The 23,157-nt window shown below is 60.3% G+C and carries 15 protein-coding genes, 2 rRNA genes and 1 riboswitch; of the genes, 11 read left to right on the top strand and 6 right to left on the bottom strand.

What is annotated here, in order from left to right; genetic code table 11:
- Positions 1–311: 311 nt before the first annotated feature.
- The 3 genes from GJB56_RS12825 to GJB56_RS12815 all read left to right on the top strand — a co-directional run bounded on the left by GJB56_RS12825 (position 312) and on the right by GJB56_RS12815 (position 5,539).
- Positions 312–3,446, top strand: a 23S ribosomal RNA gene (locus tag GJB56_RS12825).
- Between the two features lie 159 nt (positions 3,447–3,605).
- A 5S ribosomal RNA gene (gene rrf, locus GJB56_RS12820) occupies positions 3,606–3,722 on the top strand.
- Positions 3,723–4,126: 404 nt separating this feature from the next.
- A complete protein-coding gene (locus GJB56_RS12815; protein ID WP_230091185.1) occupies positions 4,127–5,539 on the top strand; it encodes a plasmid pRiA4b ORF-3 family protein in 1,413 nt (470 codons plus the stop codon).
- A gap of 83 nt (positions 5,540–5,622) precedes the next feature.
- Here the strand turns inward: GJB56_RS12815 and GJB56_RS12810 are convergent, their stop codons facing one another.
- Positions 5,623–6,198, bottom strand: a complete 576-nt coding sequence (locus GJB56_RS12810) for a TerD family protein (RefSeq protein ID WP_003940660.1) — start codon at positions 6,196–6,198, stop codon at positions 5,623–5,625.
- Positions 6,199–6,311: 113 nt separating this feature from the next.
- Entirely contained in the window at positions 6,312–9,494 is a 3,183-nt protein-coding gene (locus GJB56_RS12805; protein WP_113684018.1) for a DEAD/DEAH box helicase, read from the bottom strand.
- A gap of 112 nt (positions 9,495–9,606) precedes the next feature.
- Here GJB56_RS12805 and GJB56_RS12800 point away from each other — a divergent pair, with 112 nt between their 5' ends.
- Entirely contained in the window at positions 9,607–10,725 is a 1,119-nt protein-coding gene (locus GJB56_RS12800; RefSeq protein WP_113684019.1) for an alpha/beta hydrolase, read from the top strand.
- Between the two features lie 52 nt (positions 10,726–10,777).
- Here GJB56_RS12800 and GJB56_RS12795 read toward each other — a convergent pair whose 3' ends face one another.
- Both GJB56_RS12795 and GJB56_RS12790 read right to left on the bottom strand, forming a co-directional pair.
- A complete protein-coding gene (locus tag GJB56_RS12795; protein WP_113684020.1) occupies positions 10,778–11,137 on the bottom strand; it encodes an excalibur calcium-binding domain-containing protein in 360 nt (119 codons plus the stop codon).
- A gap of 172 nt (positions 11,138–11,309) precedes the next feature.
- A complete protein-coding gene (locus tag GJB56_RS12790) occupies positions 11,310–12,683 on the bottom strand; it encodes a dicarboxylate/amino acid:cation symporter (RefSeq protein ID WP_003940669.1) in 1,374 nt (457 codons plus the stop codon).
- Positions 12,684–13,022: 339 nt separating this feature from the next.
- On the opposite strand from GJB56_RS12790, the gene GJB56_RS12785 reads away from it, so the two are divergent.
- The 3 genes from GJB56_RS12785 (at position 13,023) to GJB56_RS12775 (ending at position 16,837) form a co-directional block, all read left to right on the top strand.
- Positions 13,023–13,928, top strand: coding sequence for a phosphodiesterase (locus GJB56_RS12785; protein WP_019749281.1), 906 nt, complete (start codon positions 13,023–13,025; stop codon positions 13,926–13,928).
- A 78-nt stretch (positions 13,929–14,006) separates the two neighbouring features.
- Positions 14,007–14,120, top strand: a riboswitch (SAM riboswitch).
- Positions 14,103–15,449, top strand: coding sequence for an LLM class flavin-dependent oxidoreductase (locus GJB56_RS12780; RefSeq protein ID WP_154606684.1), 1,347 nt, complete (start codon positions 14,103–14,105; stop codon positions 15,447–15,449). Its footprint overlaps the riboswitch before it by 18 nt.
- Positions 15,450–15,469: 20 nt before the next feature.
- Entirely contained in the window at positions 15,470–16,837 is a 1,368-nt protein-coding gene (locus GJB56_RS12775; RefSeq protein ID WP_020970157.1) for an NtaA/DmoA family FMN-dependent monooxygenase, read from the top strand.
- 51 nt (positions 16,838–16,888) lie between these two features.
- On the opposite strand, the gene GJB56_RS12770 is transcribed toward GJB56_RS12775, so the two are convergent.
- Positions 16,889–18,382: a stealth family protein gene (locus GJB56_RS12770; RefSeq protein ID WP_020970156.1), complete on the bottom strand. Its 1,494-nt coding sequence runs from the start codon at positions 18,380–18,382 to the stop codon at positions 16,889–16,891.
- Positions 18,383–18,662: 280 nt separating this feature from the next.
- Between GJB56_RS12770 and GJB56_RS12765 the strand changes: the two genes are divergently transcribed.
- Positions 18,663–18,896 carry a hypothetical protein gene (locus GJB56_RS12765; protein WP_041815078.1) on the top strand — a complete coding sequence of 78 codons (234 nt, stop codon included), beginning with the start codon at positions 18,663–18,665 and terminating at the stop codon, positions 18,894–18,896.
- A 3-nt stretch (positions 18,897–18,899) separates the two neighbouring features.
- Here the strand turns inward: GJB56_RS12765 and GJB56_RS12760 are convergent, their stop codons facing one another.
- Positions 18,900–19,325: a nuclear transport factor 2 family protein gene (locus tag GJB56_RS12760; RefSeq protein WP_113684103.1), complete on the bottom strand. Its 426-nt coding sequence runs from the start codon at positions 19,323–19,325 to the stop codon at positions 18,900–18,902.
- 381 nt (positions 19,326–19,706) lie between these two features.
- Between GJB56_RS12760 and GJB56_RS12755 the strand changes: the two genes are divergently transcribed.
- The 3 genes from GJB56_RS12755 to GJB56_RS12745 are packed head-to-tail and all read left to right on the top strand — an operon-like array spanning position 19,707 to position 23,130.
- Entirely contained in the window at positions 19,707–21,311 is a 1,605-nt protein-coding gene (locus GJB56_RS12755) for an ABC transporter substrate-binding protein (RefSeq protein ID WP_230091184.1), read from the top strand.
- An 8-nt stretch (positions 21,312–21,319) separates the two neighbouring features.
- The gene (locus GJB56_RS12750) at positions 21,320–22,279 is read left to right on the top strand and encodes an ABC transporter permease (RefSeq protein WP_113684022.1); all 960 of its coding nucleotides are present in this window, start codon (positions 21,320–21,322) and stop codon (positions 22,277–22,279) included.
- Positions 22,280–22,326: 47 nt separating this feature from the next.
- Complete coding sequence (locus GJB56_RS12745; RefSeq protein ID WP_230091183.1) at positions 22,327–23,130, top strand: ABC transporter permease; 804 nt, start codon at positions 22,327–22,329, stop codon at positions 23,128–23,130.
- Positions 23,131–23,157 lie beyond the last annotated feature (27 nt).

The following is a 23,157-nucleotide window of genomic DNA, read 5'->3' as shown; positions in this document are numbered from 1 at the left end:
GGATGGTTGGTTGGCAGAGCCTGTTTCGGATCCACTTGTGGTCCGGCAGGAGCTCATGGGTGGACGCTGACAAACTTGATCGTCGTACGGTTTCTCCTCTGTGGGAGGCCGACGAACAATATATCGACATACTGTTGGGTCCTGAGAGAACACGCGAGTGTTTCCTCTCTAGGAAGTAACGACAACACTGGAATGTGGGTCATACCGCGAATAGGTAACTGAGGTGACTTGGTTGGTGTTCGGCTGGTGCTCACGGGAGTTCTGGGGTTGTGTGTTGTTTGAGAACTGCACAGTGGACGCGAGCATCTTTGTTGTAAGTAATGAAGAGCGTACGGTGGATGCCTTGGCACCAGGAGCCGATGAAGGACGTAGGAGGCTGCGATAAGCCTCGGGGAGCTGTCAACCGAGCTGTGATCCGAGGATGTCCGAATGGGGAAACCCAGCACGAGTGATGTCGTGTTACCCGCGCCTGAATATATAGGGCGTGTGGAGGGAACGTGGGGAAGTGAAACATCTCAGTACCCACAGGAAGAGAAAACAACCGTGATTCCGTGAGTAGTGGCGAGCGAAAGCGGAAGAGGCTAAACCATGGGTGTGTGATAGCCGGCAGGTGTTGCATTCGTGGGGTTGTGGGGTTCATTTTGTCTGTTCTGCCGAGCAGGCCAACAGTAAGAAATCACAGGGTTAGTGGAAGTGGTCTGGAACGGCCTGTCGTAGAGGGTGAGAATCCCGTACACGAAAACTTTGTGACTGTTGTAATGGAAACCCAAGTAGCACCGGGCCCGTGAAATCTGGTGTGAATCTGTCGGGACCACCCGATAAGCCTGAATACTCCCTGGTGACCGATAGCGGACTAGTACCGTGAGGGAAAGGTGAAAAGTACCCCGGGAGGGGAGTGAAATAGTACCTGAAACCGTGCGCTTACAATCCGTCAGAGCCTTCGAACAGTTTACTGTTGGGGGTGATGGCGTGCCTTTTGAAGAATGAGCCTGCGAGTTAGTGGCATGTCGCGAGGTTAACCCGTGTGGGGTAGCCGTAGCGAAAGCGAGTCCGAATAGGGCGATCGTAGTGGCATGCTCTAGACCCGAAGCGGAGTGATCTACCCATGGCCAGGTTGAAGCGACGGTAAGACGTCGTGGAGGACCGAACCCACTTAGGTTGAAAACTGAGGGGATGAGTTGTGGGTAGGGGTGAAAGGCCAATCAAACTCCGTGATAGCTGGTTCTCCCCGAAATGCATTTAGGTGCAGCGTCGCGTGTTTCTCACCGGAGGTAGAGCTACTGGATGGTCTAGGGGGCCCACAAGCTTACCGAAATCAGCCAAACTCCGAATGCCGGTGAGTGAGAGCGCGGCAGTGAGACTGCGGGCGATAAGGTTCGTAGTCGAGAGGGAAACAGCCCAGATCGCCAGCTAAGGTCCCTAAGCGTGTACTAAGTGGAAAAGGATGTGGGGTCGCGAAGACAACCAGGAGGTTGGCTTAGAAGCAGCCACCCTTGAAAGAGTGCGTAATAGCTCACTGGTCAAGTGATCCTGCGCCGACAATGTAGCGGGGCTCAAGTACACCACCGAAGCTGCGGCATTCACGCAATAGCCCCCAGTTGATCCAAGGATTTTCTGGCAGGTGTGTGGATGGGTAGGGGAGCGTCGTGTGGCCATGGAAGCGGCAGGGTGACCTAGCCGTGGAGGCCACACGAGTGAGAATGCAGGCATGAGTAGCGAAAGACGAGTGAGAAACTCGTCCGCCGAATGACCAAGGGTTCCTGGGCCAGGTTAATCCGCCCAGGGTGAGTCGGGACCTAAGACGAGGCCGACAGGCGTAGCCGATGGACAACGGGTTGATATTCCCGTACCCGTGTGAACGCGCCCATGGTGAATCAGTGATACTAACCATCCTGAAGCCACGAGAAGACCTTCGGGTCTCGAGTTGGTGGATGCATGGGACCTGATCTGGTAGTAGCCAAGCGATGGGGTGACGCAGGAAGGTAGCTGAGCCAGTCAGTGGTAATACTGGTGTAAGCGTGTAGGGCGTGACCTAGGCAAATCCGGGTCACATATAGCCTGAGACGTGATGCGTAGCCGATTGAGGCGAATTCAGTGATCCTATGCTGCCGAGAAAAGCCTCTAGCGAGCTTTCACACGGCCCGTACCCCAAACCGACACAGGTGGTCAGGTAGAGAATACTAAGGCGATCGAGATAACTATGGTTAAGGAACTCGGCAAAATGCCCCCGTAACTTCGGGAGAAGGGGGGCCCTGTTTGGTGACGACATTTACTGTCTGAGCTGGGTGGGGCCGCAGAGACCAGTGAGAAGCGACTGTTTACTAAAAACACAGGTCCGTGCGAAGTCGTAAGACGATGTATACGGACTGACGCCTGCCCGGTGCTGGAAGGTTAAGAGGACCGGTTAGTTCCTTCGGGAGCGAAGCTGAGAATTTAAGCCCCAGTAAACGGCGGTGGTAACTATAACCATCCTAAGGTAGCGAAATTCCTTGTCGGGTAAGTTCCGACCTGCACGAATGGCGTAACGACTTCTCAGCTGTCTCAACCGTAGACTCGGCGAAATTGCATTACGAGTAAAGATGCTCGTTACGCGCGGCAGGACGAAAAGACCCCGGGACCTTCACTACAGCTTGGTATTGGTGTTCGGTTCGGTTTGTGTAGGATAGGTGGGAGACTGTGAAACGGTGACGCCAGTTATCGTGGAGTCGTTGTTGAAATACCACTCTGATCGAATTGGACCTCTAACCTCGGACCATGATCTGGTTCAGGGACAGTGCCTGGTGGGTAGTTTAACTGGGGCGGTTGCCTCCCAAAATGTAACGGAGGCGCCCAAAGGTTCCCTCAGCCTGGTTGGCAATCAGGTGTCGAGTGCAAGTGCACAAGGGAGCTTGACTGTGAGACTGACAGGTCGAGCAGGGACGAAAGTCGGGACTAGTGATCCGGCACCGGCAAGTGGAAGCGGTGTCGCTCAACGGATAAAAGGTACCCCGGGGATAACAGGCTGATCTTCCCCAAGAGTCCATATCGACGGGATGGTTTGGCACCTCGATGTCGGCTCGTCGCATCCTGGGGCTGGAGTAGGTCCCAAGGGTTGGGCTGTTCGCCCATTAAAGCGGCACGCGAGCTGGGTTTAGAACGTCGTGAGACAGTTCGGTCTCTATCCGCCGCGCGCGTTAGAAACTTGAGGAAGGCTGTCCCTAGTACGAGAGGACCGGGACGGACGAACCTCTGGTGTGCCAGTTGTTCCGCCAGGAGCACCGCTGGTTAGCTACGTTCGGAAGGGATAACCGCTGAAAGCATCTAAGCGGGAAGCCTGTTCCAAGATGAGGTTTCTCACCCCCTCGAGGGGGTAAGGCCCCCGGCAGACCACCGGGTTGATAGGCCAGAACTGGAAGTGCAGTAATGCATGCAGGTGACTGGTACTAATAGGCCGAGGACTTACCACAAAGAAGCTACGCGTCCACTGTGCGGTATCTGAAACAACACACAGATACTGATGAGAAACTCTGTTTTCTCCGTCATCCATCCACCCGGTAACGGGTTCGGGTTGGTGCACGGTGAAACCAGGTGATCAGAAGTTGGTTACTGTGACAGTTTCACAGAGTTACGGCGGTCATAGCGAAGGGGAAACGCCCGGTCCCATTCCGAACCCGGAAGCTAAGCCCTTCAGCGCCGATGGTACTGCACTCGACAGGGTGTGGGAGAGTAGGACACCGCCGAACACAACTTGAGAAGCCCCCCAACCAGTGATGGTTGGGGGGCTTTCTCGTACCCAAAACACCCCGAAACATCCCGTCGCCGGCACCACCCGGATCGAGCGAACGGTACGTCCGTCGCCTCAGATCGACCCAACGTACCGTTCACACCATCACGAGCGGGAGCACACGGCCGGCACACCCCCGACTTCGAGCGAACGGTACATTCGTCGCCTCAGATCGACCGAACGTACCGTTCGCACGATCAGGGCACGATCAGGGCAGGCTCGGATTCAGGACCGCGGAAGTTGCCATGCGGGATCGCATAGCGACTGGTTAGCCAAGGTACAGATTGTGAACCGTCTCATAGGTGCGAAGTACTCTCCGATTTTGTGCCTTTGTCCCTAGTACTTTGGCCTAGGCTGAGTGTCATGGTGGGGTTGAGCAGCTCGCGGGTGTCGCATTTGCGACTCGTTCCGACGGAACCTGAAGAACTGCAAAGGTTTGTACAAGAAGCTGGCGGAGTGCGTGGGGGCATTCAGATTGCGCGATCGTTACGTTCGAAGAGGCGCGCGGTTCCGGCGCAATACGCGATACGTATCAGCGTCGACAATGTATCCACTCAGATCTGGCGACGAATTCTCGTCGCGTCGGATTTGAATCTGGGTGACCTGCATTCGGTGGTTCAACGGGCAATGGGGTGGAGTGACCGTCATTCGCACGCGTGGTCCAAGTCAGGAACCAGATTTCCCGGCGAGGTCGAAGAGTATGTAGCTTCCGGAAGCAACGCCGAGCAGCGCCTCGCCGGACGAGTGGCGATCGTAGAGTCTGCGGTACGTCTGGACGAGGTCATGGTCTCGCCCGGCGATGAACTTAGATATCGCTACGGACGCTTCGGAAACTGGAGTCACACGCTGACACTTGAATCTTCGGAAGTACTGCCCGACGGATTCCAAATTGTGTGTGCCGCGGGTCGCGGTGCGTGTCCGCCGGAGGAATGCGTCGGGCCTGACGAGTACGAGCAGCTCCTCGGTGTCCTCGCTTCGGAGAAGTTGCGCTCCCACGAATGGACCCTCGAATGGCCGCAAACCGAATTCGAGCCGACACGATTCGAGATCGCTGAGGTCAACAATCGGCTTCATATACCTCGACCGGACGAGATCGTTGCGCCGTACGACACCGCAATGCTCGTCGAATGCCTGGAACCCTCGCGAGTCCCGGAACTGCGCGCGGTCCTCGCCCGAGCCGGCATTGACGATGAGTCGGCAATCGGAGAGTTGGTCCACGTCGAGGCGGGCCAACGCCTTCAAGCGGTCTTAACGCTGATCGGTGTCGAAGGGGTCGACGCTGATGACTTCTTCACGACGGTCGACGCGATGCTCGACGAACCCGAACTGGGACCTGTCAACCTTCCCAAGGGGCGATCACTCTTCGCAGTACTCAAGAGGTTTGGCCTGGTGCGAAAGCACAAAGGGCAGATTGTGCTGACGAAGCGGGGACAGTCAGCGCAGCGGGACGCATCAATCATGTGGTCGGTGATCGTCGACAGCGTTCCGGTTGCGCCGGGCGGCTCGCAGCGAGCAGTGGAACTTCTTGTCCTCCTCGCCGTAGCCGCTGGTTTGTCGCCGGCAGATCGTCATCGCTTCGTCGCGGGAGCACTGGAGTCGATTCGGTCGTCAAGCATCCTCATGTCCGGCGCTCAGACTTCCAAACGTGACACGTCCGGGAGCACCGTAGAGGTGCTCGGTTTGATCGGCGCTACGGGGTACGAGCTGGGGAAGTTCGGCACCAAAGCGGACTCTCCCTGGGCAGCTCACCTGGCGAGGGCGATCCTGCAGCGTTAAACTCGCGCGTTCGATGCAGACAACCGAAACGGGGTTCGATCCGGCAATGCCGAATCGAACCCCGTTTCGTGTCCTGGTAGAGATCAGATGTTGACGCCGTAGTCGCGGGCGATGCCGGCGAGTCCGGATGCGTAGCCCTGTCCGACTGCGCGGAACTTCCATTCGCCGTTGTGGCGGTAGAGCTCACCGAAAAGCATGGCGGTCTCGGTGGAAGCGTCTTCCGAGAGGTCGTATCGTGCCAGCTCGGATCCATTCGACAGATCTACGACGCGGATGTAGGCGTTGGTGACCTGCCCGAAGGACTGGAGTCGGGCATCGGCGTCGTGAATCGATACGGGGAAGAAGATGTTGGTGACGTTGGGCGGTACAGCCGGGAGGTCGACGTTGATGACTTCGTCGTCGCCGTCACCTTCACCGGTGAGGTTGTCGCCGGTGTGCTCGATGGATCCGTCGGGCGAGCGAAGGTTGTTGTAGAAGACGAAGTGCAGGTCGGAAAGAACCTTGCGTTCCGGGCCGGTGACCAACGCGCTGGCGTCGAGGTCGAAGTCGGCACCACTGGTGCTGCGTGCATCCCAGCCGAGACCGACTGCGACCTTGGTCAGATTGGGTGCGGCCTTCGACAGAGATACGTTGCCGCCCTTGGCAAGTGTGACGCCCATTCAGGTTCCTCTCGTTCGAACGAAGTGGATTTCTTCGTTCGGGAGTTCTGTGTTGTCCGTTCTCGACTCACATTACCGTGAGCGGGTAGGTGCGGTTCGACCGAATAGCTACCTCACTCGAACAGCGCGCGAAGATCCTCGGCGTCGAGTCCGGTGCCGAGTGTCCCTTCGGCGTCCATGACATTCGAGAACAATGCCGACTTCTTGGCTTTGAGCGCCATGACCTTCTCTTCGATCGTGTCTTTGGCAATGAGACGGTAGACCATGACGTTTCGTGTCTGCCCGATGCGGTGAGTGCGATCGACCGCTTGTGCCTCGGCGGCCGGGTTCCACCAAGGGTCGAGAATGAAGCAGTAGTCGGCCTCGGTGAGGTTGAGGCCGAAGCCACCAGCCTTGAGGCTGATCAGGAATACGGGGGCTACGCCAGACTTGAACTCCTCCAACACTTCACCGCGATTGCGCGTCGAACCGTCGAGATAGCTGTACGGAATTTTTTCCGCTTCGAGTCGTTTGCGGACAGAACCGAGGAACCCGGTGAATTGGCTGAAGATCAACGCACGGTGTCCGCCCGCAATGACGTCGTCCAATTGCTCGACGAGAGCGTCGACCTTGGCTGAGGGGACAGGTCCGCTTTCCTCGTCGACCAGCGAGACGTCGAGACTGAGTTGGCGTAGCACCGTCAGCGATTGCAGGATCGTGAATCGGTTCTTGTCGACGTCGTCGAGCAGTCCGAGAATCTTCTGCCGTTCGCGTTGCAGGTGGGTGTCGTAGATCGCGCGATGGCTCGGATGCAACTCGATCTCGAGTATCTGTTCCTGCTTCGGCGGCAAGTCTGCAGCCACCTGTTCCTTGGTGCGCCGAACCATCAGCGGTTTGACGCGCCGCCGAAGTTGCGCCAATCGCTCTGTGTCGCCTTCCTTTTCGATGGGGTTGCGGTAGACGTCGGTGAAGGTGGTGGGACTGGGGAACAGTCCTGGTGCAGTGATCGCGAGGAGCGACCACAACTCCATGAGATTGTTTTCCATGGGAGTGCCGGTGATCGCGAGTTTGACGGGTGCGTTCACTGCCGTCGCACACTTGTGGACCTTGGACTTGTGGTTCTTGGCGAATTGGGCTTCGTCGAGTACCAGTCCGGACCAGACGCCCGCCGAATACGCATCGGTGTCGAGGCGAAAGAGAGCGTACGACGTCACGACGATGTCCGCCCCGTCGACGAGTGTTGCCAGGTCGGTTCTTCTGCGCCGCAGAGTATCCGTGATGACAGCGGTGTGGAGGGTTGGTGCAAACTTGGCCACCTCGGATTTCCAATTGGAGACCACGCTGGTGGGAGCAACGATCAGAAAGGGCGGCGCCGCTGGATTCGATTGCCGTGCAGTGCAGATCATTGCGAGAGTTTGCAGGGTCTTGCCCAGGCCCATGTCGTCGGCGAGTATGCCGCCCAGGCTGTGCTGCCGGAGGAAGTTGAGCCAGCGGAATCCGTCGACCTGATAGGGGCGCAGTGTTGCCGTCAACGTGGCGGGGACGTCGACGGGATCGATCCCGGAACCGCCGAGCAATCCTGCGATCTGCTTCTTCCAGGCTGCTGCCTGATGTTCGACTCTTCCCAGTGCCGTCAACTCTTCCCACAGCCCGGCTTGAAACTTGCTGATCGCGAGTTTGCCGGTTGGTCGATCGAGCAGCGACCGCGCTTCGGTGATGAGTCGGTGTAGACCGAGAAGGTCAGGTGCGTCGAGTCGGAAGAAGGCGCCGTCCGGCAGCAGTATGTGAGTCTCACCCTTGCTCAGGGCGGAGAACAGCGTGGTGAACGGAACGCTTTGTCCCGCAACGTCGACGGTGACGTCGAGGTCGAACCAGTCGGATCCGCTGCTCCCGTCGGGGGCTGACGTGCTGAGGCCGATCACGACAGCGTCGTCTGCGGGCCGATAGTCGGCGGGAGTGCCCACGACGGTGAGGTCGACGTCGTCGTTCGCGTCGAGTTGGGGGAGGAGGTCGAGTGTGAACTGCATGGAATCGAGGCCGGTCAACGTTCCCGCGAGAGTGGCCTTCGCCGCGGCCGCACCGAGGCTCTTGGCAATGGCATCTTCGGCAACGTGGTTGCGGATCTCGGACTCGTCGGTGGTTGTGTCTGCGGTAGAAATGATCAGTTCGTCGGCATCGACGGTGTACTTCCATGCCGATTCGATGTCGATGCGGTGGTTGTCCGCGTAAGTGGCCATCAGTTGTAGTCGAGGACCGGACACAGTCGGTGGGTTGTAGGCGCCGTCGGAAGATATGACGGGAGCGACGTTTCCGAGTTTGAACACGAACCGCGAAGTGAATGCATCCCGATGCTCGGCGGGTATGTCGACCGATTTTCCGGAGTCGATCAACTGCCTCAATTGGTGAGTTATCGGCGTGTGCAGTGGTGCGAGAGTGATCGCGTTGGCGGCGTCGAGCGCGAAGACGCCATGTGCCGGCGTGCCGACCAGTCCCCAGTCGGAATGAGTCACGATGTGCCCACCGGCCTGAATTCGGGGCGTCAGGCGGAGGTTGTTGTCTTCCGCTCCGTGGACGTCGAGGCAGATGCTGGCATCGTCGAGTAGGGAGATGTGGCCGAGGCCGGCCTTCGAGTGAACGAGTGAAACGCCCACGCTGATCGCCTCACGAAGAAGAGACCAGAGTTGCGGGCTCGCGAACCCGGCAAGATCGATTTCCGCGGCATTTTGGTTTCTGTAGTAATTGCCGGCGCTGTGGAGGAGATGTATGTCGCGTAGAACCCGGAGGTGATCCGCGGGGAACTGAAAAGTGCTTCCGAGCTTGTTCCAGGCGAGCCCGCCGGAGATCCACCCTCTCGCTCCTGGTTGTACGGGTTTGACGATGAGCCTTGTCGATGCGCCCTTGGTTCGGGTGGTGAATTGAATGCCAAGTCCACGTGTAGTGCGGCCGGCCGGGTCTGGTCGGAGCAACTCCTCGAGCGCGCTGTCCCATCCGAGGTGTTGTGGAGTCTTGTTCGCCTCGGCAACCGCTGCGAGCACCAACGCGACTACGTGCTTGCAGTTCATCCGCACGGGACACGTGCAGAGGCCACGCGTGAACGTTGCTGTACCGGCCGCGCTGCGACTTACCGAAATCGTGCAGGTGTACGGCTCTCGCGCAGTTCCCGATACAGCGCCGGTCAAGGTGTCAGCGGTGTCGTTCCATCCGATGGATTCGACTGCATTCTGCCGCAGGTAGACAAGTCCGCGTTCGTAGGTGGTTGTGCCCACGACAGCGCGAATTCGGTCGAGGTCGAGGGCCCTGACTGAATCCGGTTGCACGGGGGCCAGCCTAGTAGCGGCGACCGACAGATCTTGTCGTGGTCGTTTGTCCAAGAAAGTCCGAACTGCACGGTATGTTCACGGAAACATCTTTGACTGGTTTGGGAGTTTCATGAGGACTGAGCGGCGTGCGTGGATCCGATCTGCGCGCACAGGTGCGGTGTGTTTGGCCGTTTGTGCACTTTCTTTGCAGTTGGGCGGACTGTCGACGGCAGCGCCGAGTTCCGGGAGCTCGGGAAGCTCGGGAAGTCTGGGCAGCGTCGAGGGCAGCGTGAGTTCGGGGTCGACGATCCCAGGACCGCTTCAGGAGGATCCGGGCCCCAAGCCGGAGCTGCGCGACGACATCGTCGTCCCGGCCATCGTCGGCGAGAAGGTGACCGCACCGCAGGCAATCAGGCTGACGGTGGCGTCGCCTGCACTTCGACGCGAGGTCGGCGTCGAGATCTTGCTACCCGCGGACAATTCGGTTCCGCGCCCAGCGCTGTACATGCTCGAGGGCGTCGACGCCGGAGAGAAGAGCAGCGGATGGATGACGATCGGCGGCGCCCCGGCGTTCTTCGCCGACAAGAACGTCAACGTCGTGATGCTCAACGGTGGGATCGCGAGCCTGTACTCGGACTGGGAGAATCCGGATCCGCGGCTGGGACTGCACAAGTGGGAAACCTTCATCACCGAGGAGTTGCCACCGCTGATCGACGCGCGACTCAAGACCAACGGAATCAACGCGATTGCCGGCAATTCCATGGGCGCAATGGGTGCAATGATGCTCGCCCAACGCTTTCCGGACATGTATCGCGGCGTTGCCGTGTTCAGCGGCTGTTATTCCACGATGGATCCGCTCGGCCGAACTGCCGTCCAGGCCACGATTTCTTCTCGAAGCGGAGATCCGGCCAACATCTGGGGTGTGCCAGGGGGCCCGGAGTGGGAGGCACACGATTCGTTGATCAACGCAGAGAAGTTGCGTGGCAAGGAAATCTACGTGTCGACGGCAAATGGTCGTCCCGGATCTGACGAGACGCTGCAGACTCCTGAACTGCTCGAGCGCCTGGTGATCGGCGGCGGCATCGAGGTTGCTGCGCACGCCTGCACCAAGATGTTCGACGCGCGGTTGCAGGAGCTGAAGATTCCGGCGCAGGTGGATTACGAGCCGAACGGCACACACGCGTGGGCGTATTGGCGTGAACGATTGCCGAAGGCGTGGCCGACTCTGTCCCGGGCATTGGGCGTCTGACGGTTCGACAACAGTGCTCGGGTTGTGGGTGCACCACAACCCGAGCGTTGGATCACTCGCAGGCGATGCCGTCGTTGTCCCGGTCGAGATGCGGGGCATATCCGTTCTGGCCCCGGTACAACGGAGCTGCGCCGGCGTTACGCACGGCAGTGCAGTTCTGGTAATACCGCGCCGGTGCGGGAGTGTTCTGCGGCGCCGGCGGGTTCTGGGGCGCTTGCGGAGCGGGCGGTGCAGGCGGTGCGAAGACCGGGGGGAGGAACGGCTGGACTGCGTCTGCAGAGCCAGTCGGAATCATGCGTGCGATCTCGATGGGTAGGAAATCGAAAACCGTGGATGCCTGAGCGGCGGGCGCGGCAACCAGAGTGATTGCGGCGCAACCTGCGACGCTGAATGCCAGACGGCGGAGCTTCATGTGACCTCGTGTTCAACTGGGCAGCCCTTCCACTTCGGAGGGCTGTGCCGGCTGAGCATACTGGTCATAACGACCAAATGGTTTATTTCAGTAAGGGTGAAACCTGGGGTGAAAAGCAGCGTCCCCGCACCGTATTGCTCGGGTGCGGGGACGCTGCTGCTGTCAGCGAGGGTTACGCGTCGACAAGTTCCTCGGCGAAGGGATCACCGTTGCGGGGAGCGTCGAAGCGCTCCTTGTCGAGGATTCCCTCACGCTTTGCGACGATGACCGGGACCAGTGCCTGGCCGGTGACGTTGACTGCGGTACGGCCCATGTCGACGATCGGTTCGACTGCGAGGAGCAGTCCGACGCCGGCCAGGGGAAGACCCAGGGTGGAGAGTGTGAGTGTGAGCATGACTGTCGCACCCGTAGTTCCGGCCGTTGCTGCCGAGCCGATGACCGAAACGACGACGATCAGCAGGTAATCGGTGAAGGTCAGCGGAACGTCGTAGAAGCCGGCAACGAAGATTGCCGCGATCGCGGGATAGATTGCGGCGCAACCGTCCATCTTCGTGGTGGCACCGAGCGGAACGGCGAACGAGGCGTACTCACGCGGAACACCGAGGTTGCGTTCGGTGACGCGTTCGGTCAGCGGCAGGGTGCCGATCGACGAGCGCGAGACGAACCCGAGCTGAGTTGCGGGCCAGACACCGGAGAAGAAGCTTCGAACCGAGAGACCGTGTGCGGCAATCAGGATGGGGTAGACCACGAAGAAGACAATGGCCAGACCGATGTAGATGGCTGCGGTGAAGACGCCCAGCGAGCCGATCGCATCCCAGCCGTAGGTGGCGACAGCGTTGGCGATCAGTGCGGCCGTACCGATCGGGGCGAGGCGGATGATCCACCACAGGACCTTCTGGACGATCGCGAGCAGCGAAGCGTTGAACTCGAGGAACGGCGCAGCCTTGGGACCGATCTTGAGTGCAGCAATGCCGATTGCGCCGGCGATGACGAGCAGCTGCAGGACGTTGAAGCTCAGCGATGTAGTCGCCACGCCTTCGGCGACGGAAGTCTTTGCACCCAACCCCAGGAAGTTGTTCGGAACCAGTCCGGTGATGAACGCCCACCACGAGCCGGAGCTCTTGGGTTCCTTCGCTGCTTCGGCGGCGACGTCGGTCCGTGAACCGGGATCGGTGATCAGGCCGACGATGATGCCGATGATCACAGCGATGAAAGCGGTGATCGCGAACCAGAGCAAGGTCTGGACGGCCAGGCGAGCTGCATTGGCGACCTGGCGCAGGTTGGCGATGGAGCTGACAATGGCGGTGAACACCAGCGGGATCACCGCAACGGTGAGCAGCTTGACGTAACTCGAACCGATGGTCTGCACGGTGCCGACCAACCAGTTGACGTTGCCGTCGGCTGCATCAGGCATTGCCCGGGCGACAAGACCGATGATGACGCCGAGTACGAGACCGGCGACGATCTGCGGTCCGAATGCCGTCGCCCAGGACGGAAAACGGGACGTGGACTTTTCCGGCACGCCGGTGGAGGTGGAGCTGGGCATGACTATGCCTTTCGAAAATCAAGGGAGCGAAACGCAGCGCGGCACCAGAGGCCGGGCAGATTCGAAGAAATGTTTCCTGGTACGCGTCAGGTCAGAGCGAGCGCGTACACATTGCGCTCGCCTGCAGGCGAAGGTCGACGTAACGCCGACTGGTCAGGAACAACACTGTCCACACACTACTCGCAGCTTCAACTACTCGATCCCGAGGGTCGCCGCGGGAGTTCGCTTCGTGTTCGTCGGGCGTGCCCCGATCAGTCACTGTTGGTCGGTTGACTAGTCTCGACGATCAGTAGGTGCCGCACCGGCGCCTAAGCGTCGGCAAGCGGAAGCGAGAGACCGATGAGCGTTCGGAATGCCGAGTACCCGCGTCCGAAGCATTTCCTGGTGCACCTCAGTGACACACATCTGGTGGCTCAGGGGGAGTTGTACGACGCCGTGGATGCGTCGACGAGATTGCGGGAAGTGCTCAGCGGGATCGTGGCCTCGGGCGCACGCCCGGATGCACTGATATTCACCGGCGACCTGACCGACCAGGGACACCCCGACGCATACGCGGAATTGAAAGCCATCGTGGAACCCGTGGCGGCCGAGATCGATGCGCAGGTCATCTGGGCGATGGGCAACCACGACGACCGCTCTACTTTCAGGTCTCTGCTGTTGGGCGAGGACGCCACCGATCATCCCGTCGACAACGTCTACGACCTTGACGGACTGCGGGTGATCACCCTGGATTCGTCGGTTCCCGGTCACCACTACGGTGAGATCTCGGATCGTCAATTGGATTGGCTACGCTCAGAATTGGCGGTGCCCGCGCCCGACGGAACAATTCTGGCGCTGCATCATCCGCCGGTTCCGTGCATTCAGGATCTCGCGGTTCTGGTGGAGTTGCGCGATCAGTCCCGGTTGGCAGACGTCTTGCGTGGCAGCGACGTCCGGGCGATTCTTGCTGGGCATCTGCACTATTCGACGACGGCGACGTTCGCCGGCATTCCGGTGTCCGTGGCGTCGTCGACGTGTTACACCCAGGACTTGAACGTGGAAGTCGGTGGTCAGCGTGGTCGTGACGGGGCTCAGGGGTGCAACCTGGTGCACGTCTACGACGAGACAATTGTTCATTCGGTCGTTCCACTCGGCGCGCACGTGACGGTCGGTGAGCCTGTCGACGCGGACGAGGGAGCCCGGAGGCTCAGCGCTGCCGGTATTCGAATCCTCGAGAGCGAAAAGGCGGCACGCTCGATCATCTGAGGTGGCAGGCGGTTTCCGGCACTCCGGCGCAGTTCTGGGCGATTGCCGGGCTGTCGCGTACTCACTACCGTCGAGGTAGGTGCAGAGCTCCAGCAACAAGGACCGGCTAGCTGGACGGCAACCCTTCATGCCGATGGGGTGCCCCGGAATCACACCTGGCGATACGCGTGGTGCGTGTCGCAAGCGGCAGTCGCCACGAGAACCGTCAGTCGGGTGCTGACGGTTTCTGCGGTCGGCACTGTGCGCTCCCGAGTAGTTCTCGAACAGGAGTATGCGCCGATGACCTCCACCCCCTCCTCTCATCTTGCTCCGTTGCATCTCGCCGTAGCGCTGGACGGTGCCGGTTGGCACCCTGCAGCCTGGCGAGAGCCACACTCGCGCCCGAGTGAGCTGTTCAGCGCGTCGTATTGGACTGACGTGGTGACGACCGCCGAGCGTGGTCTGCTCGATTTCGTCACCATCGAGGACAGTCTCTCGGTGCCGGCCAACCCACTCGAGCCCGTCGACGACGCGGTTGATCGGGTGCGCGCTCGGCTCGACGCACATCTAGTGGCCGCCCGACTGGCACCGATCACGAGCAACATCGGATTGATCCCGACCATCACCACCATTCACACCGAGCCGTTCCACGTGTCCAAAGCCGTTGCCACGCTGGATTACACCTCGCGCGGTCGCGCCGGATGGCAGGTGAAGGTTTCGGCGTCGGAATCCGAGGCAGCACAGTTCGGGCGTCGCGACATCCCCGCGCTCACCGATGCCGACCGTCAGTCGATCGTTTCAGGCGTCCTCCCGGACTTCGTGCGCGACCTGTTCGACGAAGCTGCGGAGGCGGCTGACGTAATCCGGCGACTCTGGGACAGCTGGGAGGACGGCGCCGAGATCCGCGACGTGGAGCAGCGCCGGTTCATCGACCGAGACAAGTTGCACTACATCGACTTCGAGGGAAAGTACCTCTCGGTCCGTGGACCGTCGGTGACTCCGCGCCCGCCGCAGGGGCATCCCGTCGTTACCGCGTTGGCACATCAGCGGGTCGCGTACGAGCTGGCGGCGCGGACGGCCGATCTGGTGTTCGTGACGCCGTTCGACGACGAGCAGGTCACGGCAATCCTGGATGAAGTGCGAGCAGCCGAAGAACACGTGCAGCGCACCGGCGAACCTCTTCGGGTCTTCACCGACATCGTCGTCTTCTTCGATACGCCGGAAGAAACCGGAAAGGAACGGCTCGCTCGTCTCGACGCGCAGGCCGGCGCCGAATACCGTTCGGACGCGCTGACCTTCACCGGCTCTGCTGCGGAGTTGGCGGATCTCCTGCTCCGGTGGCAGCAGTTGGGAATCGAAGGCTTCCGGTTGCGGCCGGGCGTCCTCGTGGACGACCTCGACGCCATCGCAGGTGAGCTGGTGCCTGAACTGCAGCGACGCAGCGTATTCCGCACCGAATATCCGCAGACGAATCTTCGCGGACTCCTTGGTCTACCCATCGACGTTCCCAACCGCTACGCCGCCGGTACTCCGGCCGCCTGACAGACGAGGAATAGATTCTCATGAGTTCTCAGAAGCGTAAGCAGGTCATCCTGGGTGCCTACCTCGGCGGCGTCAACCATCACACTGCGTGGTGGGATCCGCAGGCGGGCAGCCAGATAGAGTTCGATTCTTTCGAGCACACCGCTCGAACCGCCGAGCGTGGGAAGTTCGACTTCTTCTTCCTCGCCGAAGGCCTCGCCCTTCGTGAGCGTGCGGGACAGATTTTCGACCAAGACATCATCGGTAGGCCGGACACCTTCACGGTCCTTGCATCGTTGGCGGCGGTAACCGAACACCTCGGATTGGCCGGCACTATCAATGCCACGTTCAACGAGCCGTACGAACTGGCCCGCCAATTCGCGACGCTGGATCAGTTGTCCGGAGGGCGTGCCGCCTGGAACGTCGTCACCTCGTTCGACGCATTCACCGGCCAGAACTTTCGCCGCGGCGGATACCTCGACCGCGCGCAACGATACGAGCGTGCGGAGGAGACCGTAGCGCTGGTGCGTGAACTGTGGGATTCGTGGCGAAGCGACGACATCGTGGCCGACAAGGCATCAGGGCGCTTTCTCGCGCGACCGGATGCCGGTGAATTCGCTTTTCATGGATCGCATTTCGACGTGAACGGCCGATTCACAGTGCCGCGTAGCCCGCAAGGGCGCCCGGTTATTCTGCAGGCCGGGGTGTCGCCGCAGGGGCGCGATTTTGCTGCCGGCAATGCCGACGCGATCTTCTCACCGTACGGTCAGTTGCCCGAGGCGGCCGATTTCTATCGCGATATCAAAGCACGTGCCGTCGCGGCCGGACGTGACCCGGGTGACATCAAGATCCTGCCGTCGGCGAGTTTTGTTCTCGGCACCTCGGAGGCAGATGCGATCGAGAAGTACCGAGAGATTCGCGACCAGCAGGTCACCGGCCAGACCGCTTTGGTTCTGCTCGAACAGATCTGGAATCTCGATCTGTCGAAGTACGACCCCGAAGGACCACTACCCGATATCGCTCCGGATCCCGAGGCTCCGCCGATCATCCAGGGCCGCGCCTTCATTCACCAAGATCGTTTCGCGACCGTCGCAAAACTGCGCGCGGTAGCCGAGAGCAAGAAGTTGAATCTGCGCGAAGTGGTGATCGATCAGTTCGAGCGTGGACCGATCGTCGGTACACCGCAGCAGGTTGCCGAGAAAATAGATTCGTTTGTCAGCAACGACGGTTCGGACGGATTCATCCTCGGGTCGCACCTCGTGCCGACCGGCCTCGACGAGTTCGTCGACGACGTGGTGCCGCTGCTGCAGGATCGAGGTGTTCTCCGCAGTGACTACGAAGGAACGACGTTGCGTGACAATCTCGGACTGCCCATCCCGGTGCAGCGGGAGCGTGCGACAGCACGCTGATCGACCGAAGTAGCAAGGGCCCAGCCGAAATCGGCTGGGCCCTTGTTTTGTCTAGGCTTCCCAGGGCGCCGGGATGGGGTAATAGCTCTCCAGAAACTCCGTGATCTTGCGTGTGCGAAGTTCCAGATCGATCTCCGGAGCGCTGCCGTCGTTGAGGCAGAAGAAGTCCATGGAGCGCTTGGCGAGCAGTGAGTCCATGTCGCGCAACCCGGCTTTGACCGTCGTATCGACGTACTTGACGGCTGCGGACTTCTGTACCACCGACCGTCCACTCATCAGTGTGTAGTAGTGATACAGCGAATTGGTCACCGAGATATTGGAACTCGCGCGGAAGGTGCTTGCTGCAGTTGCGGCGAAGTCTTCGGCGAACTCGCGTTCCATCTCGGCCATCACGCTTTTGCGTAGTGGCGTCGCTGCGTGCTCCAGATGCCTGGTGGTCATCAGACCGAAGCGGTCCTGGAGTAGCCGGCGGTTGACGCGAGCCGCATTCTCGAACCCGCTGCGGTCGTTGTCGTTGTGTCCCAATCCGATTCTGGTGTCGGCCTCGATGAACATGCTGATCCCACCGGGGGAGAAGAACATGTCCGGGCCAACGGGGCGACCGAAGAACATGTCGTCATTGGAGTAGAGGAAATGCTCTGCCAGACCCGGAATATGGTGCAGCTGGCACTCGACAGCTTGAGAATTATGGGTAGGCAACACACTTGGATCGGCGAAGAATTTTTCGCTGGGCATGAACGTGACTCGCGGATCGTCGGCAAGCCAGTCCGGACGATCGGAATCGGTTGCGACGAAGATCCGCCGGATCCACGGCGCGTACATGTGGATGGATCGAAGCGCGTATTTGAGCTCGTCGATCTGACGGAAGCGCGCTTCTGATTCGTCGCCCTCTCCGACGATGTAGTTCTGCATGCGCTTGGCGCGCTGAGCCTGAAACTCCTTGGAAGAGCCGTCGACCCAGGAAAAGACCAGATCGATATCGAAGCTGATATCGGAGGCATGATCGGCGAACATGTTCTCGATAGTCGGCCAGATCCGGCCGAATCGCTCGACGGTTCCTCGGACAGCTTCTTCGGGGAGGACGGTTCGTCGTGTCAGTGAGTTCTCGACGGGTAGGACGATTTCTTCGTCGGAAATCGACCACAATTCGATTTGAACGCCGATGTTCGCGCCGTAGTTCATGCCGCTTGCGACGTGAACCCGCGGACGGAACAAGCGAAAGATCCGTGACTTGTTGGTTTTCGACAGGGCACCGTCCGCGACAAGGAGCGCTGGGCTCTTCTTCGCGTCGACGGTTTTGGAATAGAAGGGTGCGTTTGCGCATCCCTCGACAAGTGCCTGCCGCAGGTTTTTGCGCTCGGTCCAGCTCACCGCTATCACGGGGCGCTCGTCGTTTCCGCGGACGAGTAGATACTCGATTCCTGCGGCGTCGAGGATGTCGCGGATGAAGAGGAGATCTTCGACCATCGCTTCGAGCGGCGTGGTGGTCGTGATCGCGAGGGCAAAACGATTCTTGAATCGGACGGTCTCGGGTAGCTCGCCCATCCGTGCGCGTGACGCGGCCGACGCCGGTTCCACGGGATTGGGGCTGTCCTGCTCCGGGGGTACGAAGTAGATGTCGTGCGGAGCGGGAGATTCTGTAATGGGATGCCTTCCGATTCTGATCCAGCTGTGTATCTGTCGCCCCCGACGCTGCGAGAGCGTGGTGGCGACGAGCTCAGTCTATGCCGTCGGCGCCGAAAGTCGGACATGAGTGACGGCGATGGGTAGGGCGGGGCGAGTCGGGTACCCCGAGGACCGAAGCGAGAGTGAAGGAGGAGAACCGATGCGTGTGAAAGCGATGGTCGGAACAGGCGCGATGGCTGTTGCGCTGGCCGCCGGCCCAGTTGCGACAGCGTCTGCGGAGCGAACCGAGGCAGCGGGGTCGGAGGGTTCACCGGAGATGCTGACCTGCGAGGTGGTCTTCGATGCACTGGAAGACATGAGCCCGGAATGGGCGGAAGAGGGGATCGATCAGGTCGAAGACTGGTGTGAGTTGATCACCGGCGAAGAAGACTGACCGTCAGCCGCGCGAGATCACTCGTCGCGACAGTCGCCACCGCCCATCTTCGAGTTCGAATTCGTCGGCGTAGCTCCCGACGCCACTGAGCTTGGGAGTTGTGGTCGTGTCGACGTAGAACGTCCACACCGCATCCGCGCGGGCTGTAGTTTCCGACGTCACGTCCACGGCGATCGCCGTGGTGACGTGACGTGTGAACGTGCCAGGCCCTTGAATGCCGGCCGCGCGACGCTCGCGAACTCCAGCAGCAATTTCTTCACGGCCACGTCGTACCTGTGCGGGGATAGCGCGATCGGGATTGGCCGGCATGTTCCATTCGGCCTCGCGGGTGAACTGCTCCACGTAATCCTCGACCGAGCCGGTATCGGCAAGATGGGCGATGCGAGCGAGCGTTGAACGAATCTGTTCGGCAGGGCCCTCGGGTTGCATGCTGTTCTCCGTACGTGTGGGTGCTGTGGTGGATCGCAGGATATTGCCCGTGGACCGACCGAACACCGAGGCGTCCCAGTCAGTGGCAGCAGTTGAGAGAAATTCAGATCACCGTGAGTTCAACTATTTCCCCGATATCAGGGGAAATGGTTGAGTATCCCCTGAAGGCAAAAGCCTTAATTCCGACCGGGAGGTTTCACGCCGTGTCCGTCGCTCCTCGATGTCGGCTCTGACTTCTTCAGCGCCACAACGACTGTCGTAGCAGCTCGCTTTTCTGAATTCCCGGGAGTGAGCATGTCGGAACGACACTCTTTCCCATTCTCGCAAGCGTGTGCCCTGAGAGTGCACAGCTGCGCACCTATTACGAAGGACAACACCTCCGTGAACTCGTCTCTTTCGACGGCCGGTCTCGACCGCCGTGCCTTCTTCCGTGGCAGTGCGATCGCCGCATTCGCCATCTTCGGTAGCGGCTCACTGGCCGCGTGCTCCTCTGCAGTCGGCGAACAACGTTCGGACGCAGGTGAATCAGTTGAGCCGGTTCGAGGTGGGACGCTCACACTGGCGATACCGGACGACGTCAGCCCTGCGGCACTTTTGACCAGCACCACCGTTGCCGGTGTCACGATATCCGGGCTCGTGTACGAGACCCTGACCCGCTATCCACTCGATTCGGTAGTGCCACAGCCAGTTCTGGCCAAGGCCTGGAAGCTGTCCGACGACGGGCTTACGCTCACGCTCAATCTGCGCGATGACGTCACCTTCCACTCCGGCCGGCGCTTCACCTCCGCTGATGCGGAGTTCTCGCTGCGCACCTATGCGGACCCGAAATTCTCGGCCCAGCTCAGGAGTACGGCGGCCGCCATCACCGGCTTCGACTCTTCGGATCCCAATACGCTGGTTCTCACCCTCGCACACCGAACCGGGAACATCTTCGATCTTCTCGATCTAGCGCCGATCTTCGACCCCGAAATGTTCGACAAGGCGGTGACCGGTGAATCCTTCGTTGGTACGGGCCCTTTCGTATTCACCTCACGCACCCCGAACAGTTCCATCTCCTTCGATCGGAACCCGAACTACTGGGTCGCCGAGCGGCCGTACCTCGATCACGTGGAAGCGCGGATCGTTCCGGACGCCCAAGCGCGCCTGACATCGCTGAAGTCCGGACAGGTCTCTCTTGTTGCTCCGGCGTCGTTGCCCTTCCGTGACTCACAGAACTTGGCCAAGACCAGCGGGTTCGTGACAACCTCGATTGAGGGTGCGGAATTACAGATATACCTGGGCGCAAACGTCACCGCCGACGGGCTGACCGATGTGCGGGCACGAAAGGCGTTGGCCTACGCGATCGATCGTGACCGCATCATGAGTGAGGTGTATCGCGATACGGGGTATGCGGTCAATCTGCCGTGGCCGAAGTCGTCGCCCGCCTACGACGCTGCCAAGAACGCGACCTACGCTCGCGATGTCGACAAGGCGCGCGCCCTGGTCGGCGATCTGGGTGCACTGCCGACCATTCCGTTGACCTACACAGGAGCGAGCCCGGATTTCGAAGCAGCCGCGCAGATCGTGCAGGCCAATCTCGCCGAGGCAGGGATCCGCGTCGAATTGGATCCTGTCGAGGCATCCATCTTCGTCAAGCAGTTGATCGGCGCTGAGTTCAAAGGACTTTGGCTGACCAATCACACTTTTGCGCAATATGTTCCGTCAACCCTGACGGTCAGCGCCTACCCGTTCAACGCTGCACACAATGCCTCGAAGTTCAGTTCGCCGGCGTATTCCGCCGCAGCGGAGGGTGCGTGGCAGGTTCCCGACGGTTCGAGCGATGAGGCAAAGAAACTGTATGCCGAATTGGGCACGCAACTGTTGAACGAGTTGTTCTTGATCGAGATCGGTGTTGTCGTGCCGCAGGTATCGGCGGCCGAGACCGTTCGTGGTCTGGCCTGGACAAAGGGTCGCCAGCCACAATTCGCCAACACATTCCTGGCGTAGGGGATTCGATGATTCGTTACATTGCGGGGCGACTACCGTCGGCGGTGGTGGTTCTCTTCCTCGCGTCGATATTGATCTTCTCGGTGATGCGTCTGGTGCCTGGCGACCCCGCGTTGGCTCTCGCCGGCCCCGATGCAACTCCGGAAGCGATTGCAGCCATTCGTCATTCGCTCGGTCTCGACAAGTCGATTCCCGCGCAGTACCTGACCTGGATCGGCGACGTACTGACATTGGATCTCGGGCGTTCGTTCGTTCTCGGGGGCCAGATTTCCGATCTGGTGCTGGCGGGGTTGGGGAACACCGCAGTTCTGGCGGGAAGTGCGTTGCTGCTGGCCGTCGTGTTGAGTCTGGTGCTCAGTGTTGCGGTGGTGGTGTGGCCGAAGAAATGGCTGACCTCGGCGGTGAACCTTCTCAACACTCTCTCGGTTGCTCTGCCCAACTTCGTGACCGGTGTCCTCCTGGTTCTCGTCTTCGCGGTGCTGATTCCGGTTCTGCCATCCGGTGGTGTTCCACCAGGTGGGTATCTCGCTCGTCCCGACATCACGTTCCAGTACCTGCTGCTGCCGTCACTGTGCCTCGCACTTCCTGTCGCGGCCGCTCTCACCAGGTTCCTGTCCGAAGCGCTGCGCACCGAGATGGCGCAGCAGTACGTGATCACCGCTCGCGCAGCCGGTGTGCCACGGTGGAACTTGGTTACACGCAGTGCATTACGCAATGCACTGCCAACCATGCTCACCGTGCTCGGAATTCAGACCGGGCACCTTCTCGGCGGAGCCGTACTGGTTGAGGCGATCTTTGCCTGGCCTGGCATCGGCCAATTGATCGAGCAGGGAATCGGTCGGCGGGATTACCCGGTGGTGCAGGTGCTGCTCCTGCTGTCGGTCACGATCTTCGTTCTGATCCAACTTCTGACCGACATCGTGCATGCCTACCTCGACCCACGAATCAGAATCGGAGGGCAGCAATGACGGTGGCCGATCAGTCTGTTGACGAAAGCGTTCGGCGATCTCGTCCTGTGCGCGCTGCTCTGACGCACGGTCAGGGGTTGGCGGGTGTGTTGATCCTGGTGGTCATCGCAGTAGCGGGAATTGCTGCTCCACTGTTGACTCACTACGGGCCCAACGAGCAGATCGAGGGTGCAAATCTGTTGGGGGCCAGTGCACAGCACTGGTTCGGAACAGATCAGGTCAACCGTGACGTCTTCGCTCGTTCGCTCTACGGAATCCGGATCAACCTTGTCATCGTGCTCGTCGCGGTGCCAGTGGGCGCGATCATCGGTTCGCTCGCCGGCCTGGTGTCGAGTATCAATTCGGTGGCAGATGTCATCGCACAGCGGATCTTCGATGTGATTCTTGCCTTCCCGCTGTTGATTCTGGCGATCACGTTGGTCGCGATCACGGGGCCGGGAGTAGCGCCGGTGATCGCGGTGATCGTGGCTGCTGAAATACCCTTGTTCGGGCGCCTGGTGCGAACGACGGTGTTGAAGGTGCGCGAACTCCCGTTCGTGGAGTCGGCCGAGGTAATCGGTGCGGGGCGGTGGTGGGTACTGCGTAAGCATGTGCTGCCCAACGCCGTAGAACCGCTGGGTGTACAGATTGCGCTCTCCATGTCGGTTGCGGTGTTCGCCGAAAGTGCGATGAGCTTTCTCGGAATCGGCGTGCGCCCGCCGGATCCGTCTCTCGGTTCGATCATCGCGGGCGCCATTCCGAACCTCGATGCCAATCCGGCCTACGCGATCGGACCGTTGGTGATCGTCTCGGCGCTGGTCCTGAGCTTCCTGCTGATCGCCCAGGGACTGGGCAAGGCCCGCCGAATCTGAAACCGCCACCGCCACCACTTCAAGGAC

The sequence above is a fragment of the Rhodococcus sp. AQ5-07 genome (genome assembly GCF_009707305.1).
Lineage (GTDB): Bacteria > Actinomycetota > Actinomycetes > Mycobacteriales > Mycobacteriaceae > Rhodococcus_F > Rhodococcus_F erythropolis.
Note: the sequence above shows the minus strand (reverse complement) of the source record. Positions and strands in the feature narration are given on the sequence as shown.

Coding starts and splice junctions, on each gene's coding strand:
- GJB56_RS12795 (WP_113684020.1), bottom strand. CDS start 11,137: ATGAAGCTCCGCCGTCTGGCATTCAGCGTCGCAGGTTGCGCCGCAATC.
- GJB56_RS12765 (WP_041815078.1), top strand. CDS start 18,663: ATGCGTGTGAAAGCGATGGTCGGAACAGGCGCGATGGCTGTTGCGCTG.
- GJB56_RS12750 (WP_113684022.1), top strand. CDS start 21,320: ATGATTCGTTACATTGCGGGGCGACTACCGTCGGCGGTGGTGGTTCTC.
- GJB56_RS12800 (WP_113684019.1), top strand. CDS start 9,607: ATGAGGACTGAGCGGCGTGCGTGGATCCGATCTGCGCGCACAGGTGCG.
- GJB56_RS12790 (WP_003940669.1), bottom strand. CDS start 12,683: ATGCCCAGCTCCACCTCCACCGGCGTGCCGGAAAAGTCCACGTCCCGT.
- GJB56_RS12815 (WP_230091185.1), top strand. CDS start 4,127: ATGGTGGGGTTGAGCAGCTCGCGGGTGTCGCATTTGCGACTCGTTCCG.
- GJB56_RS12760 (WP_113684103.1), bottom strand. CDS start 19,325: ATGCAACCCGAGGGCCCTGCCGAACAGATTCGTTCAACGCTCGCTCGC.
- GJB56_RS12810 (WP_003940660.1), bottom strand. CDS start 6,198: ATGGGCGTCACACTTGCCAAGGGCGGCAACGTATCTCTGTCGAAGGCC.
- GJB56_RS12770 (WP_020970156.1), bottom strand. CDS start 18,382: ATGGGCGAGCTACCCGAGACCGTCCGATTCAAGAATCGTTTTGCCCTC.
- GJB56_RS12775 (WP_020970157.1), top strand. CDS start 15,470: ATGAGTTCTCAGAAGCGTAAGCAGGTCATCCTGGGTGCCTACCTCGGC.
- GJB56_RS12785 (WP_019749281.1), top strand. CDS start 13,023: ATGAGCGTTCGGAATGCCGAGTACCCGCGTCCGAAGCATTTCCTGGTG.